Below are 12,359 nucleotides of genomic sequence, written 5' to 3'. Positions count from 1 at the left end.
GGTATGACGTTTAGGCTGATGAGTCAGTGAACACTCGTACTCTCAAGCGCTCACAGAGAGGCCGCACCATGTTTGTCCTCGTCGCCGCCCTGCTGCTCCTGGGGGTCGTCCTCGGAGCCGTCGCCCATCTCCCCGTGCCCGTGGCCCTGACCGCCTCCGCCGTGATCGGCGGCTGGCTGGCGGTCTTCGCGGTACGCGAACGGCTCGCCCGCAGGTCCCGCTGACCCCTCACCGCTGACCCCGCACTGCTGACCCTCACCACCGATCTGCCACCGCTCACCGCTCACCGCTCACCGCTCACCGCGAAGGAGCCCGTTCCATGACACTCACCGCTTTCGCCCGCCGCGCCGGGAGCCGGTCCGGCCACCGGTCCGCATCGCGTGACACCCGCCGTTCCCGCACCCGGGAGGCCGACGGGCTGGCCGTCGCCTCCTTCGTGCTCGGGCTGACCGGCCTGCTGGTCATGAACATCCTGCTGGGGCCCGTCGCCATCACCATGGCCCTCCTGGCTCTGGCCCGCTCCACCGCCCGCCGCGGCCGCGCCCTGCTGGGGCTCGCCCTCGGTATCGCCGACCTCGTCGTCCTGGGCGTCCTCGTCACCATGAACGGCACGGTCTCCTGGAGTCTCGGAGGCTGACAGGGCCGCGTTTCACGAGCGCTCCGCGCACCGGACCGGGCTCCGGGGCGGGGTGGTCCGCACGGCGCGGGAGCGTGCGCGGACGGCCCGCAGTGATGCGCCCGGCACGCGCCCCACCACGGGCTCGTAGAATCGAGCGCACCATGGCTTACCTCGACCACGCCGCGACCACGCCGATGCTTCCGGAAGCGATCGCTGCGATGACCGCCCAGCTCGCCGTCACCGGCAACGCGTCCTCACTGCACGCCGCGGGGCGCCGGGCCCGCCGTACCGTCGAGGAGTCGAGAGAAGCCCTCGCCGACGCCCTCGGCGCACGGCCCAGCGAGGTGGTCCTCACCTCCGGCGGCACCGAGGCCGACAACCTCGCGGTGAAGGGCCTCTACTGGGCCCGCCGCGACGCCGATCCCCGCCGTACCCGGGTCCTCGCCAGCCCCGTCGAGCACCACGCCGTGCTGGACGCCGTCGACTGGCTCGCCGAACACGAGGGCGCCACCGTCGACCACCTCCCCGTCGACGCCTATGGACGCGTCCATCCCGAAGCGCTGCGCGAGGCCATCCTCCGCGACCCCGACGACGTCGCGATGATCACCGTGATGTGGGCCAACAACGAGATCGGCACCGTCATGCCGGTACGTGAACTGGCAGCCGTGGCCCGCGAGTTCGACGTACCCATGCATGCCGACGCGGTGCAGGCGTTCGGTCAGCTGGAGGTCGACTTCGCCCGCTCGGGACTGGCGGCGATGACCGTCAGCGCCCACAAGATCGGCGGCCCGTTCGGTATCGGGGCGCTGCTGCTGGGCCGCGAATACACCCCCGTTCCCGTCCTGCACGGCGGCGGGCAGGAGCGGCATGTGCGCTCCGGCACCCTCGACGTACCCGCCGTCGCGTCCTTCGCCGTCGCCGGCCGGCTCGCCGCGGAGGGGCGTGAGGACTTCGCCCGCCGGATCGGCTCGCTCCGCGACGAGCTGGCCGACGCCGTGCTGTCGGCCGTGCCGGACGCCGTGCTCGGCGGCGACCCGGCCCCGGGCGGCCGGCTCCCGGCCAACGCCCACTTCACCTTCCCGGGCTGTGAGGGCGACTCCCTGCTCCTGCTCCTGGACGCCCAGGGCATCGAATGCTCCACCGGCTCCGCGTGCACGGCCGGGATCGCCCAGCCCAGCCATGTACTCCTGGCCACCGGCACCGATCCGGACCTCGCGCGCGGCACCCTGCGCTTCTCGCTCGGCCACACCTCGACCAAGCAGGACGTGGAGGACGTGGCCCGCGCGATCGGCCCGGCGGTGGAACGCGCCAGGACGGCGGGGCTCAGCTAGGGCTGTCGTTCGGATCAGGCCGGGGTCACGGCGCGGCCTGTCCGGCCCTGATCCGCCGGACAGGCCCTACGCCCTTCCCTTCGAGGGGCCCGGCCGCACCGCCCTGACCAGCTTCAGATAGCGATCCCAGTCCCAGTGCGGCCCGGGGTCCGTGTGGTCCGTGCCCGGCACCTCCACGTGACCGATGATGTGCTCCCGGTCCACGGGAATCGCGTACCGCTCGCATATCGCGGCCGTCAGGCGCGCCGACGACGCGTACATCTCCGGTGTGAGGTCGCGCGGGCGGTCCACGAAGCCCTCGTGCTCGATGCCGACGCTGCGCTCGTTGTACGAGCGGTTGCCCGCGTGGAACGCCACGTCCAGCTCGCGGATCATCTGCGCCACCCGGCCGTCCTGGCCCACCACGTAGTGCGCCGCCGCACCGTGGTCCGGGTCCTGGAAGACCCTGACCGCACTGCGGAAGCTTCCCTGGGTGACATGGATGATCACCCGGTCTATCCCGTAGTCGTCGGGGCGGTCCGCCATCCGCCAGTTCGCCTCCGATGCCGCCACCCACTGGGCACCCGCGAAGTCCAGCTCACCCGGCTTACGGGGCTTCCGCACGCCGGGCACCCGCCACCAGACGCGCTTCAGCTCGTCCCGTGCCAGTGCGGCCGTGCCCACGGCCGTCACCGCGCCGCCGATCAGTACAGCGCGCCGGCCGATGCCGCGCGCGGGCTTCGAGCCCTGCGTCCCGGCGGTCCCTGTGGTCCCCATGTGATCGACAACGCTTATCCGCGAGCATTCGGTTCCCGGCGCCCCGTACCCTGGTGAGGCTATGACTCAGACTTCCCAGCGCCCCCTCCGTGTCCTCGCCGCCATGTCGGGCGGTGTCGACTCCGCCGTCGCCGCGGCCCGCGCCGTCGAGGCGGGGCACGACGTGACCGGTGTGCACCTCGCCCTCTCCGCGAATCCGCAGTCCTTCCGTACCGGGGCGCGCGGCTGTTGCACCATCGAGGACTCCCGTGACGCGCGCCGCGCGGCGGACGTCATCGGCATCCCCTTCTACGTCTGGGACCTGGCGGAACGCTTCCGCGAGGACGTCGTGGAGGACTTCGTCGCCGAGTACGAGGCGGGCCGCACCCCCAACCCGTGCCTGCGCTGCAACGAGAAGATCAAGTTCGCCGCGCTCCTCGACAAGGCCCTGGCGCTCGGCTTCGACGCCGTCTGCACCGGCCACTACGCCACGGTCGTGCTGAACGAGGACGGCAGCCGCGAACTGCACCGTGCCTCCGACATGGCCAAGGACCAGAGCTATGTGCTGGGCGTCCTGGACGAGAAGCAGCTCGCCCACGCGATGTTCCCGCTCGGCGACACCCTCACCACCAAGGACGAGATCCGCGCCGAGGCCGAGCGCCGCGGTCTGGCCGTCGCGAAGAAGCCCGACAGCCACGACATCTGCTTCATCGCCGACGGCGACACCCAGGGCTTCCTCGCCGACCGCCTGGGCGGCAAGGCGGAGGGCGACATCCTCGACGAGGCGGGCGCCAAGCTCGGCACGCACGACGGCGCCTTCGGCTTCACCATCGGCCAGCGCAAGGGCCTGCGCATCGGACACCCCGCCGCCGACGGCAAGCCGCGCTACGTCCTGGACATCTCCCCGGTGAACAACACCGTGACGGTGGGCCCGGTCGAGGCCCTCGACGTCACCGCGCTCACCGCCATCAGGCCCCGCTGGTGCGGCACGCCCCCGGTGGGCCCCGGCACGTACACCGCACAGCTCCGCGCCCACGGCGGCGAGACCGAGGCCGGTGCCGAGCTGGTCGACGGCACGCTGCACGTCTCCTTCACCGAGCCGGTACGGGGCGTGGCCCCCGGCCAGGCGGTCGTGCTGTACGACGGGAGCAGGGTGGTCGGCTCGGCCACCATCGCGACGACGGTGCGCCGGGAGACCGCCGCGGCCGGTTAGGGCCGCCGCCGGGCTACGACGCCTGGTGCGGGTGCGCGTCCTTCGCGAAGAAGTCCGCGAGCACCGGGGCGATCGCCTGGGGTGCCAGATCGCGCGTCTGACCCGTCAGCGTGCGGTGCCGGCCACGCGGGAGCGCGTCCGCGAGGGCATGGGTCGTCGCACGGACCGGGGCGGGACTGAAGCCGCCGCAGACCACCAGCGTGCGGGCCGTGACGGACGCGAGCCGTTCCGCGGGGACGGCGCCGTCGCCGAGCAGCGCGTCGTCGTACGCGAGGGTGTGGGCCACCGACTCCAGGCCGCGCCACAGCGGCGCACACCGCATCCGGCCGATCGTCTCGGGGTGGACGCCCGTCATGGTCAGGAACAGCTCCACGGCCCCGCCCCGGTCGCCCGCGGACAGGAGGCGGTGCAACCGCGCCGTGCAGCGCGCCTTGTACAGCAGGCCGGCGGGCCCGGGGGTGTACGGCGGCTCGTACACCGCGAGCAGGTCGACGGGCAGCCCCGCGGCCTGGGCCTCCAGGGCCAGCGCCCCGCCGGAGAGCATGCCGAAGACGGAGGCGTCGCCGTCCACTTCGTCGATCAGCGCCGCCAGGTCCTCGATCTCGCGCCCCACCGAGTACGGCCCGCCGTCACCGCTGGAACCGCGTCCCCGGCGGTCGTACGTGACGACCGTGAAGTGCGGCGTCAGCAGGGACGCGAGCCGGGCGTCGGACGCCGCGGTGCTCAGCGCCCCGCCCACCACGATCAGCGGCGGCCCGACGCCCTGGCGGCGGTACGCGATCGTGGTGCCGTCGCGCGAGAGGGTCTTGTCCATGTGAGGGTGGACTGCGGCGCCCAGGGAGACTCATCGCTGCGGCCGAGTCGTTTTCGGGAACTTCAATTCCCCTGGCGGGAGGGGTTGCTGACGTTCAGTCGGTGTCCGCTCCGGGGTGGGTCCCGGTGACGATCTCGGTGTCGTAGAAGCAGAAGTGGTCCTTGATCGCGGCGACTTCGGCCCTGGGATCCGGATAGGCCCACACCAGGTCCGCGGCGCCGGGCCGCGACCAGTACGAGGCGTCTCCCTTGAACGGGCAGTGCGTACGGGAGTCCGAAGGCGTCAGCAGATCCGTACGGACGTCCTCGGGCGGCAGGTAGTAGCGGACCGGGCAGCCCGTCTCGCGCAGGACGAGCGGGCGCCGGCTCTCGGCAAGCACCTGTCCGTCACGCACCACCCGTACGTGCTCGGTGCCGGGCTCGACGGTGATGCGGTGTCCTCGCATGGAAGTCATGCAGGTATCAGCGGCGGGACCGGCCGGATTCTTCCCACGCCGGCACCCCACCCCCGGGGAGAGCCGGAGGCGGCTCGTACCGTGAGCGCATGAACATCTGTGTCTTCCTCTCCGCCGCCGATCTCGACGTCCGCTACACCCGGCCCGCCCGGGAATTCGCCGAACTGCTCGGCAAGGGAGGCCACACCCTGGTCTGGGGAGGCTCCGAGAGCGGGCTGATGAAGGTCGTCGCCGACGGAGTACAGGAGTCCGGCGGGCGGCTCGTCGGCGTATCGGTGGACTTCCTGGCCGCCAAGGCGCGCACGAACGCCGACGAGATGGTGATCGCACGCGATCTGGCCGAGCGCAAGGCGCTGCTCCTGGAGAAGGCCGACGCCGTCGTGATCATGGTCGGCGGTACGGGGACGCTGGACGAGGCCACGGAGATCCTGGAGCTCAAGAAGCACGGCAAGCACACCAAGCCCGTCGTCCTGCTGAACACGGCCGGTTTCTACGACGGACTGCACGAGCAGTTCCGGCGCATGGAGGACGAGGGCTTCCTGCCGATGCCCCTCACCGACCTGGTCTTCTTCGCGGAGGACGGCGTGGGCGCGCTCGCCTACCTGGAGGAGTCCGCCGGAGTGCGGTGATGGGACCATGGGGCCATGCCTACTCATCTCATCACCGGTGCCGGTTCCGGCATCGGGGCAGCCGTCGCCCGCCGCCTCCAGGAGCGCGGTGACGAACTCTGGCTGCTGGCCCGCGACGCGGGCCGCGCCAAGGAACTGGCCGCCCTCCACCCCGGGGCACGCACCCTCGTCGGTGACCTCGGCAACCCCGACCGGCTCTCCTGGGCGTTCGGGCAGCAGACCATGCCGGACCGGCTCGACTCGCTCCTGCACATCGCGGGAGTCGTCGAGCTCGGCCGGATCGGCGACCTGACCCCCAAGGCGTGGCACTTCCAGCTCAACGCCAACCTGGTCGCCCCGGCCGAGATCACCCGCCTCCTGCTGCCGCAGCTCCGCGTCGCGCACGGCCACGTCCTCTTCGTGAACTCGGGCGCCGGGCTCAACGCGCACGCCGAGTGGGGTCCGTACGCCGCGAGCAAGCACGGCCTGAAGGCCCTCGCCGACTCCCTGCGCCACGAGGAGCACGAGAACGGCGTGCGGGTCACCTCCGTCTACCCGGGCCGCACGGCGAGCCCCATGCAGGCCAAGGTCCACCAGCAGGAGGGCAAGGAGTACGACGCCGCCCGCTGGATCGACCCGGAGTCGGTGGCCACCACGATCGTGATGGCCATCGATCTGCCCCGCGACGCCGAGGTCAACGACCTGACGGTCCGCCCCGGCCGCTGACGGGGGCCGTGCACGCGGGCCCGGCCGGGCCCGTGCCCGCCGGCCACGGGCCGTAGGCTTCCGGCGTGAGCGAGAAGAGCAATTTCAGCGGGTGTCCGGCCACCGGAATCGGGTCCATGCCGGGCGGAGACGCCCGGGAGGCGGCGAAGACCGTCACCGGGTCCTTCGCCGACGGCCAGGGCATGCCGTATCTGGCGGAGCTGCCCGCCCGCGGGCCTGGTGCCGACATGACCGGGCGGACCATCGGGATGCTCGTCGAGATGTTCGGCCACGTCGAGCCGAGCGGTTGGCGGATCAGTGACCGGCCGGGCCGCGACACCCGCCGGGCCCGCTCCTGGCTCGGCGAGGACCTCGACGCGCTGGAGGAGTTCACCCAGGGTTACGAGGGACTGATCAAGGTCCAGGCCGTCGGCCCATGGACGCTGGCCGCAGGACTGGAACTGCGGGGCGGCGAGGCCATGCTCGGGGACCCGGGCGCCTGCCGCGACCTGGCGGGTTCCCTGGCGGAGGGGCTCCGCGGGCACCTCGCCGAGGTACGGCGCAGAGTGCCCGGTGCCGAGGTGGTGCTCCAGCTCGACGAGCCCTCCCTGACCGCCGTGCTGCTCGGGAGGGTCAGGACGGCGAGCGGTTACCGCACCTACCGGGCCGTGGACCGGCAGGTCGCCGAGGCGGGGCTGCGCGACGTACTCGCGGTGAACGGCGACGGGCCGACCGTGGTCCACTCGTGCGCGCCCGAGGTGCCCTTCGCGCTGCTGCGCCGGGCCGGAGCCGACGCCGTCTCGTTCGACTTCTCCCTGCTCACCGAGCGTGAGGAGGAGACGATCGGGGAAGCCGTCGAGGGCGGCACCCAGCTGTTCCTCGGAGTGGTGCCCGGCACCGACGCGGCCTCGGACGGATTGTCAGACCCTGGCGGTAGCGTCATGGGTGTCAGGACGCTGTGGAGCAGGCTGGGGCTGAATCCGGGGACTCTCGCCGAGTCCGTCGTGATCACTCCGTCGTGCGGGCTCGCGGGGGCTTCGCCCGCGTACGCGCGGGCCGCGCTCGCCCACTGCGCCCGGGCCGCGAGATCGCTCGCAGACAACCCTGAGTAACGGGGCACGGGTCAACGGGAGGACAGGACCATGGCCGGCGAACAGCAGGCGCAGCAGATCGCGGTGCCGGCGGAGGCACAGGAGCGGCACGCACTCCTTGCCGAGCAGGTCGAGGAGCACCGCTTCCGGTACTACGTGAAGGACCAGCCGGTCGTCAGCGACGCCGGGTTCGACCGGCTGATGCGCGAGCTGGAAGCGCTGGAGGAGCAGTATCCGCAGCTGCGAACGCCGGATTCGCCGACCCAGAAGGTCGCAGGGCCGTACCGGACGGAGTTCACCTCCGTGGAGCACAGGGAGCGCATGCTCTCGCTGGACAACGCCTTCGACGACCTGGAGCTGGCGGCCTGGGCCGAGCGCGTCGCCAAGGACGTCGGCTCCGGTGGGTACCACTTCCTGTGCGAGCTCAAGGTGGACGGCCTCGCCGTCAACCTCACCTATGAGCACGGCAGGCTGACCCGTGCGGCCACCCGCGGCGACGGCCGCACGGGCGAGGACATCACGCCCAACGTCCGTACGATCGCCGAGATCCCGCACCGGCTGAAGGGCGAGCGGATCCCCGGGCTCGTCGAGATCCGCGGCGAGGTGTTCTTCCCGATGGAGGCGTTCGAGGGGCTCAACGCCCGGCTGGTCGAGGCCGGGGACAAGCCCTTCGCCAATCCGCGCAACGCCGCGGCGGGTTCCCTCCGCCAGAAGGAACCCAAGGTCACCGCCACCCGCCCGCTGCACATGGTGGTGCACGGCATCGGAGCCCGCGAGGGCCTCGACATCGACCGTCTGTCGCAGGCGTACGAGCTGCTGCGGGAGTGGGGACTGCCCACCGCGAAGCACAACAAGGTCGTGGACTCCATCGACGGCGTACGGGAGTTCATCGCCTACTTCGGCGAGCACCGGCACTCCGTCGAGCACGAGATCGACGGAGTCGTCGTCAAGCTCGACGAGATCCCGCTCCAGGGCCGGCTGGGCTCCACCTCGCGGGCTCCGCGCTGGGCGATCGCCTGGAAGTACGCGCCGGAGGAGGTCAACACCAAGCTGGTGAACATCCGGGTCGGCGTCGGACGCACCGGCAGAGTCACCCCGTACGCCCAGGTCGAGCCGGTCGAAGTGGCGGGCTCCGAAGTCGAGTTCGCCACCCTGCACAACCAGAACGTGGTGAAGGCGAAGGGCGTCCTCATCGGCGACACGGTCGTGCTGCGCAAGGCGGGCGACGTCATCCCAGAGATTCTGGGGCCGGTCGTCGATCTGCGGGACGGCAGTGAGCGGCCGTTCGTGATGCCGTCCGAGTGCCCCGAGTGCGGGACGGCGCTGCGCCCCATGAAGGAGGCCGACATCGACCTCCGCTGCCCCAACGCCCGTTCCTGCCCCGCCCAGTTGCGTGAGCGGGTCGCCTACCTCGCGGGCCGCAAGTGCCTGGACATCGACCACTTCGGTTATGTGGCGGCGGCCGCCCTGACCAAGCCGCTGGAGCCGGCCGAGCCGCCCCTGCTGGACGAGGGGGATCTCTTCGGCCTGACAGCCGAGCAGCTGCTGCCGATCCGGGCCTTCGTCCTGGACCAGGACAGCGGACTGCCCAAGCGTGACCCGAAGACGGGAGAGGAGAAGATCGCGACGGTCTTCGCCAACCAGCAGGGCGAGCCGAAGAAGAACGCCCTGGCGATGCTGGAGGGAATCGCCGCGGCCAAGGCGGCGCCGCTGGCCCGCATTCTCACGGGGCTCTCGATCCGGCACGTGGGACCGGTCGCCGCCGAGGAGCTGGCCCGTCAGTTCCGCTCCATCGACCGGATCGACGAGGCGTCCGAGGAGGAGCTCGCGGCGGCCGACGGGGTCGGTCCCATCATCGCCGCCTCGGTCAAGGAGTGGTTCGCGCAGGACTGGCACCGCGAGATCCTGCGCAAGTGGCGGGCGTCCGGCGTCCGGATGGAGGACGAGGGCGCGGGCGAGGACGAGGGGCCCCGCCCGCTGGAAGGTCTCACCGTCGTCGTCACCGGCACGCTGGCCTCCCACACCAGGGACGGAGCGAAAGAGGCGCTCCAGAGCCGCGGAGCGAAGGTCACCGGGTCCGTTTCGAAGAAGACCTCGTTCGTGGTGGTCGGCGACAACCCCGGCTCGAAGTACGACAAGGCGATGCAGCTGAAGGTGCCCGTGCTCGACGAGGACGGATTCGCCGTCCTGCTCGCCCAGGGGCCCGACGCGGCGCGCGAGGCAGCGGTCCCGGCCGAGGGCTAGGCCGAGTCCGCCTGTCCGGGTCGAGTCCGGGGAGTATCCGGTCGAGTCCCCAGGGGCCGGGGGCCGATCGATATGCCATCGACATGCCGTCAGGGAGTGGCTCCGGGGGGAGAGGGGAAGAAAGCGGGCAACAGGACGCGAGCGGTCCGGCCCCTCGGCCGACGTCACCCGATCGGCGCATACCAGAGGCTGACGGGGCGACGGTTCGCAATCGGGCAAGAGCTGTAGAGCGCTGCCCGTGGAGCCCTTCCGCGGCCTACTGTTGAACGTGCACCTGCCGTGCGCGGCTGCGTGGTGGGAAATGGGTCGCAGCGGCGTGACAGCGGCGGCCATGGCGTGACATCTGCACTGCCGGCTGTGAGAGGGACGGAATGAAACCGACCGAGAGCGCCGCACCGGTGTCGCGGCTGCAAGGTTTCGTCGGCCTCACGCCCCGGGTGGGAGCCGTCGTCGTGGCGATCGCGGCCATTCAGCTGGCGACCGGGTTCTACCGGACGGTGCACGACGGTCACGCACTCTTCCCGGACGGCACGGCGGGCTGGTCGCTCGCCCTGCTCACCGGAATCATCGTCGGCCATCTGGTCGCCCTGGGGCGCGACCGCTGGTGGGGCGGCACCGGCTCCGGGGCCGCCCTCACCCTGGCCGTGCTGCTCGTCTACGGCTGGGTGCCCGCCGGCCTGGTCAGCCTGGTCGTCGTGGTGCTCGTCGGGACGGCCCGCCGCCACCGCTGGTGGCAGGGGATGCTCCACGGCGCCGTCGACATACTGGGCATCGGCGCCGCGGCGCTCGTCCTCGCCGCCTTCGGCGAGGTGCCGACCGTCGAACGGCCCTGGCGGCCACTCGACTGGGGCATCGACGCCCTGCCGGAAGTGCTGCTCGCCGCCTCCACCTATCTGCTCGTCACCCGGGTCCTGCTGTGGTACGCCCGGGCGCCGCAGGGCGGCGGGCTGCCGACGATCGCCCGTACGGCGCTGCTGCGCCAGGGGCTCGTGGCGGTCGCCGTGCTCGGGATCGCCCCGCTGATCTGCGTCGTCGCGGTGGCCATGCCCGTCCTGCTGCCGCTCTTCGCTGTTCCGCTGATCGCCCTGGACTCCACGCTCTGGATCGCGCGCGCACGGGCCGAGGAGCAGCTGCGGGACCCGCTGACCGGTCTGCCCAACCGCCAGTGGCTCCTCGAAAGAACCTGGACGGCCCTGGAGGAGGCCGAGAGCATCGGCTCCCGGTCGGCTCTCGTCCTGATCGACCTCGACCGGTTCCGTGCCGTCAACGACACCCTCGGCCACCTGGCAGGCGACCGGCTGCTCCTGCAGATAGCGGACCGGCTGCGACTGGCCCTGCCCCGTGGCGCGGAGGTCGCGCGACTGGGCGGCGACGAGTTCGCCGTACTGCTGCCGACCGCGGACTCCACCACGAGCGCCCAGCGGGTCGCCCGCCATCTGGTCGCGGAGCTGTCGTCGCCGCTCGACCTCGACGGCCTCACGCTGGTGCTGGAGGCGAGCGCGGGGGTCGCCGTCCACCCCGATCACGCGCTGGACGCCGAAGGGCTGCTCAGACGCGCGGACGTGGCGATGTACCAGGCGAAACGGGACCGTACGGGCGTCGAGGTGTACGAGTCGAAGCGGGACAGCAACACCCCGGACCGGCTCGGACTGCTCGGCGATCTGCGCCGGGCCCTGGACGCGGGCGAGGTGGAGCTCCACTACCAGCCGAAGGTGCGCTTCGACGGCCAGGTGGCCGGACTGGAGGCCCTGGTCCGCTGGGTGCACCCGGAGCGCGGGCGGGTCTCCCCGGACGAGTTCATCGCGATCGCCGAGTCCTCCGGTCTCATGCCGCACCTCACCGAGTACGTCCTGGAGACGGCCCTGGCCCAGGTCGCCCGCTGGCGGGCCCAGGGGCTGTTCGTACCGGTCGCGGTCAACGTCTCCCCGCGCGACGTCCACACCCCCGGTTTCGCGGGCAGCGTCGCCGGCCGGCTCGCCCGGCACGGCGTCCCGGCCGGCGCCCTTCAGCTGGAGATAACGGAGCACGTGCTGCTGGAGGACCCGCAGCGCGCCGCCGACACCCTCGCCGGGCTGACCGGGCACGGCGTGAAGATGTCGCTGGACGACTTCGGCACGGGCTACTCCTCGCTGGTCCATCTGCGGAAGCTGCCGGTCAGCGAACTCAAGATCGACCGTTCGTTCGTCGCCCGGCTGGCCATCGACAACGAGGACGCGGAGATCGTCCGCTGCACCATCGACCTGGCCCACTCGCTCGGACTGCTGGTCGTGGCGGAGGGCGTCGAGGACGACGAGACCTGGGAGCGGCTGCGGGATCTGCACTGCGACGCGGTGCAGGGCTGGCTGGTGGCGGCCGCGATGCCGCCGCAGGAGACGACGGCCTGGCTGCGGGCGCGCGGCGAGCACGGCTGGCGGCGTCCGGCGGAGCTGGAGGCCGCGGCCAGGGCCGCGGCGGCGGCCGGTGCGGCGGGCGCCGCGGCCGGGGTTCCCGAGCTGGAGCACCGCCCCACGGGGCGCGCGGTGTCGGGTCCGGCCACCGCCTGAGC

Annotated in this window: 12 protein-coding genes; 9 read left to right on the top strand and 3 right to left on the bottom strand. The window is 72.0% G+C overall.

All coding sequences use genetic code 11. The features are described 5' to 3' along the window. Positions 1-68: 68 nt before the first annotated feature. From ACFWSK_RS07440 to ACFWSK_RS07430, 3 genes are all read left to right on the top strand, one after another. Positions 69-224, top strand: coding sequence for a hypothetical protein (locus tag ACFWSK_RS07440; protein ID WP_383782903.1), 156 nt, complete (start codon positions 69-71; stop codon positions 222-224). A gap of 95 nt (positions 225-319) precedes the next feature. Beyond that, entirely contained in the window at positions 320-637 is a 318-nt protein-coding gene (locus tag ACFWSK_RS07435; protein ID WP_383782902.1) for a DUF4190 domain-containing protein, read from the top strand. A gap of 143 nt (positions 638-780) precedes the next feature. After that, positions 781-1,950 (top strand): cysteine desulfurase family protein, encoded by a 1,170-nt coding sequence (locus tag ACFWSK_RS07430; protein ID WP_383782901.1) that lies wholly within the window; start codon positions 781-783, stop codon positions 1,948-1,950. A gap of 66 nt (positions 1,951-2,016) precedes the next feature. Here the strand turns inward: ACFWSK_RS07430 and ACFWSK_RS07425 are convergent, their stop codons facing one another. Then, positions 2,017-2,706, bottom strand: a complete 690-nt coding sequence (locus ACFWSK_RS07425) for an N-acetylmuramoyl-L-alanine amidase (protein ID WP_383782900.1) — start codon at positions 2,704-2,706, stop codon at positions 2,017-2,019. A 61-nt stretch (positions 2,707-2,767) separates the two neighbouring features. Here ACFWSK_RS07425 and mnmA point away from each other — a divergent pair, with 61 nt between their 5' ends. Further along, a complete protein-coding gene (gene mnmA, locus ACFWSK_RS07420) occupies positions 2,768-3,898 on the top strand; it encodes a tRNA 2-thiouridine(34) synthase MnmA (RefSeq protein WP_383782899.1) in 1,131 nt (376 codons plus the stop codon). Positions 3,899-3,911: 13 nt separating this feature from the next. On the opposite strand, the gene ACFWSK_RS07415 is transcribed toward mnmA, so the two are convergent. After that, complete coding sequence (locus tag ACFWSK_RS07415) at positions 3,912-4,712, bottom strand: alpha/beta fold hydrolase (RefSeq protein WP_383782898.1); 801 nt, start codon at positions 4,710-4,712, stop codon at positions 3,912-3,914. Between the two features lie 94 nt (positions 4,713-4,806). Continuing rightward, on the bottom strand, positions 4,807-5,166 hold the full coding sequence (locus ACFWSK_RS07410) for a DUF427 domain-containing protein (protein WP_383782897.1): 360 nt from the start codon (positions 5,164-5,166) through the stop codon (positions 4,807-4,809). A gap of 89 nt (positions 5,167-5,255) precedes the next feature. Between ACFWSK_RS07410 and ACFWSK_RS07405 the strand changes: the two genes are divergently transcribed. From ACFWSK_RS07405 to ACFWSK_RS07385, 5 genes are all read left to right on the top strand, one after another. After that, positions 5,256-5,795, top strand: a complete 540-nt coding sequence (locus ACFWSK_RS07405; protein WP_383782896.1) for a TIGR00730 family Rossman fold protein — start codon at positions 5,256-5,258, stop codon at positions 5,793-5,795. A 15-nt stretch (positions 5,796-5,810) separates the two neighbouring features. Next, positions 5,811-6,500: an SDR family oxidoreductase gene (locus ACFWSK_RS07400; RefSeq protein ID WP_383782895.1), complete on the top strand. Its 690-nt coding sequence runs from the start codon at positions 5,811-5,813 to the stop codon at positions 6,498-6,500. Between the two features lie 65 nt (positions 6,501-6,565). Further along, on the top strand, positions 6,566-7,591 hold the full coding sequence (locus tag ACFWSK_RS07395; RefSeq protein WP_383782894.1) for a methionine synthase: 1,026 nt from the start codon (positions 6,566-6,568) through the stop codon (positions 7,589-7,591). A 30-nt stretch (positions 7,592-7,621) separates the two neighbouring features. Beyond that, positions 7,622-9,814, top strand: a complete 2,193-nt coding sequence (gene ligA, locus ACFWSK_RS07390) for an NAD-dependent DNA ligase LigA (RefSeq protein WP_383782893.1) — start codon at positions 7,622-7,624, stop codon at positions 9,812-9,814. Between the two features lie 371 nt (positions 9,815-10,185). Beyond that, complete coding sequence (locus ACFWSK_RS07385; protein WP_383782892.1) at positions 10,186-12,357, top strand: putative bifunctional diguanylate cyclase/phosphodiesterase; 2,172 nt, start codon at positions 10,186-10,188, stop codon at positions 12,355-12,357. Positions 12,358-12,359 lie beyond the last annotated feature (2 nt).

Source organism: Streptomyces sp. NPDC058620 (assembly GCF_042717135.1).
Classification (GTDB): Bacteria; Actinomycetota; Actinomycetes; order Streptomycetales; family Streptomycetaceae; genus Streptomyces.
Note: the sequence above shows the minus strand (reverse complement) of the source record. Positions and strands in the feature narration are given on the sequence as shown.

Coding starts and splice junctions, on each gene's coding strand:
- ACFWSK_RS07440 (WP_383782903.1), top strand. CDS start 69: ATGTTTGTCCTCGTCGCCGCCCTGCTGCTCCTGGGGGTCGTCCTCGGA.
- ACFWSK_RS07435 (WP_383782902.1), top strand. CDS start 320: ATGACACTCACCGCTTTCGCCCGCCGCGCCGGGAGCCGGTCCGGCCAC.
- ACFWSK_RS07430 (WP_383782901.1), top strand. CDS start 781: ATGGCTTACCTCGACCACGCCGCGACCACGCCGATGCTTCCGGAAGCG.
- ACFWSK_RS07425 (WP_383782900.1), bottom strand. CDS start 2,706: ATGGGGACCACAGGGACCGCCGGGACGCAGGGCTCGAAGCCCGCGCGC.
- mnmA (WP_383782899.1), top strand. CDS start 2,768: ATGACTCAGACTTCCCAGCGCCCCCTCCGTGTCCTCGCCGCCATGTCG.
- ACFWSK_RS07415 (WP_383782898.1), bottom strand. CDS start 4,712: ATGGACAAGACCCTCTCGCGCGACGGCACCACGATCGCGTACCGCCGC.
- ACFWSK_RS07410 (WP_383782897.1), bottom strand. CDS start 5,166: ATGACTTCCATGCGAGGACACCGCATCACCGTCGAGCCCGGCACCGAG.
- ACFWSK_RS07405 (WP_383782896.1), top strand. CDS start 5,256: ATGAACATCTGTGTCTTCCTCTCCGCCGCCGATCTCGACGTCCGCTAC.
- ACFWSK_RS07400 (WP_383782895.1), top strand. CDS start 5,811: ATGCCTACTCATCTCATCACCGGTGCCGGTTCCGGCATCGGGGCAGCC.
- ligA (WP_383782893.1), top strand. CDS start 7,622: ATGGCCGGCGAACAGCAGGCGCAGCAGATCGCGGTGCCGGCGGAGGCA.
- ACFWSK_RS07385 (WP_383782892.1), top strand. CDS start 10,186: ATGAAACCGACCGAGAGCGCCGCACCGGTGTCGCGGCTGCAAGGTTTC.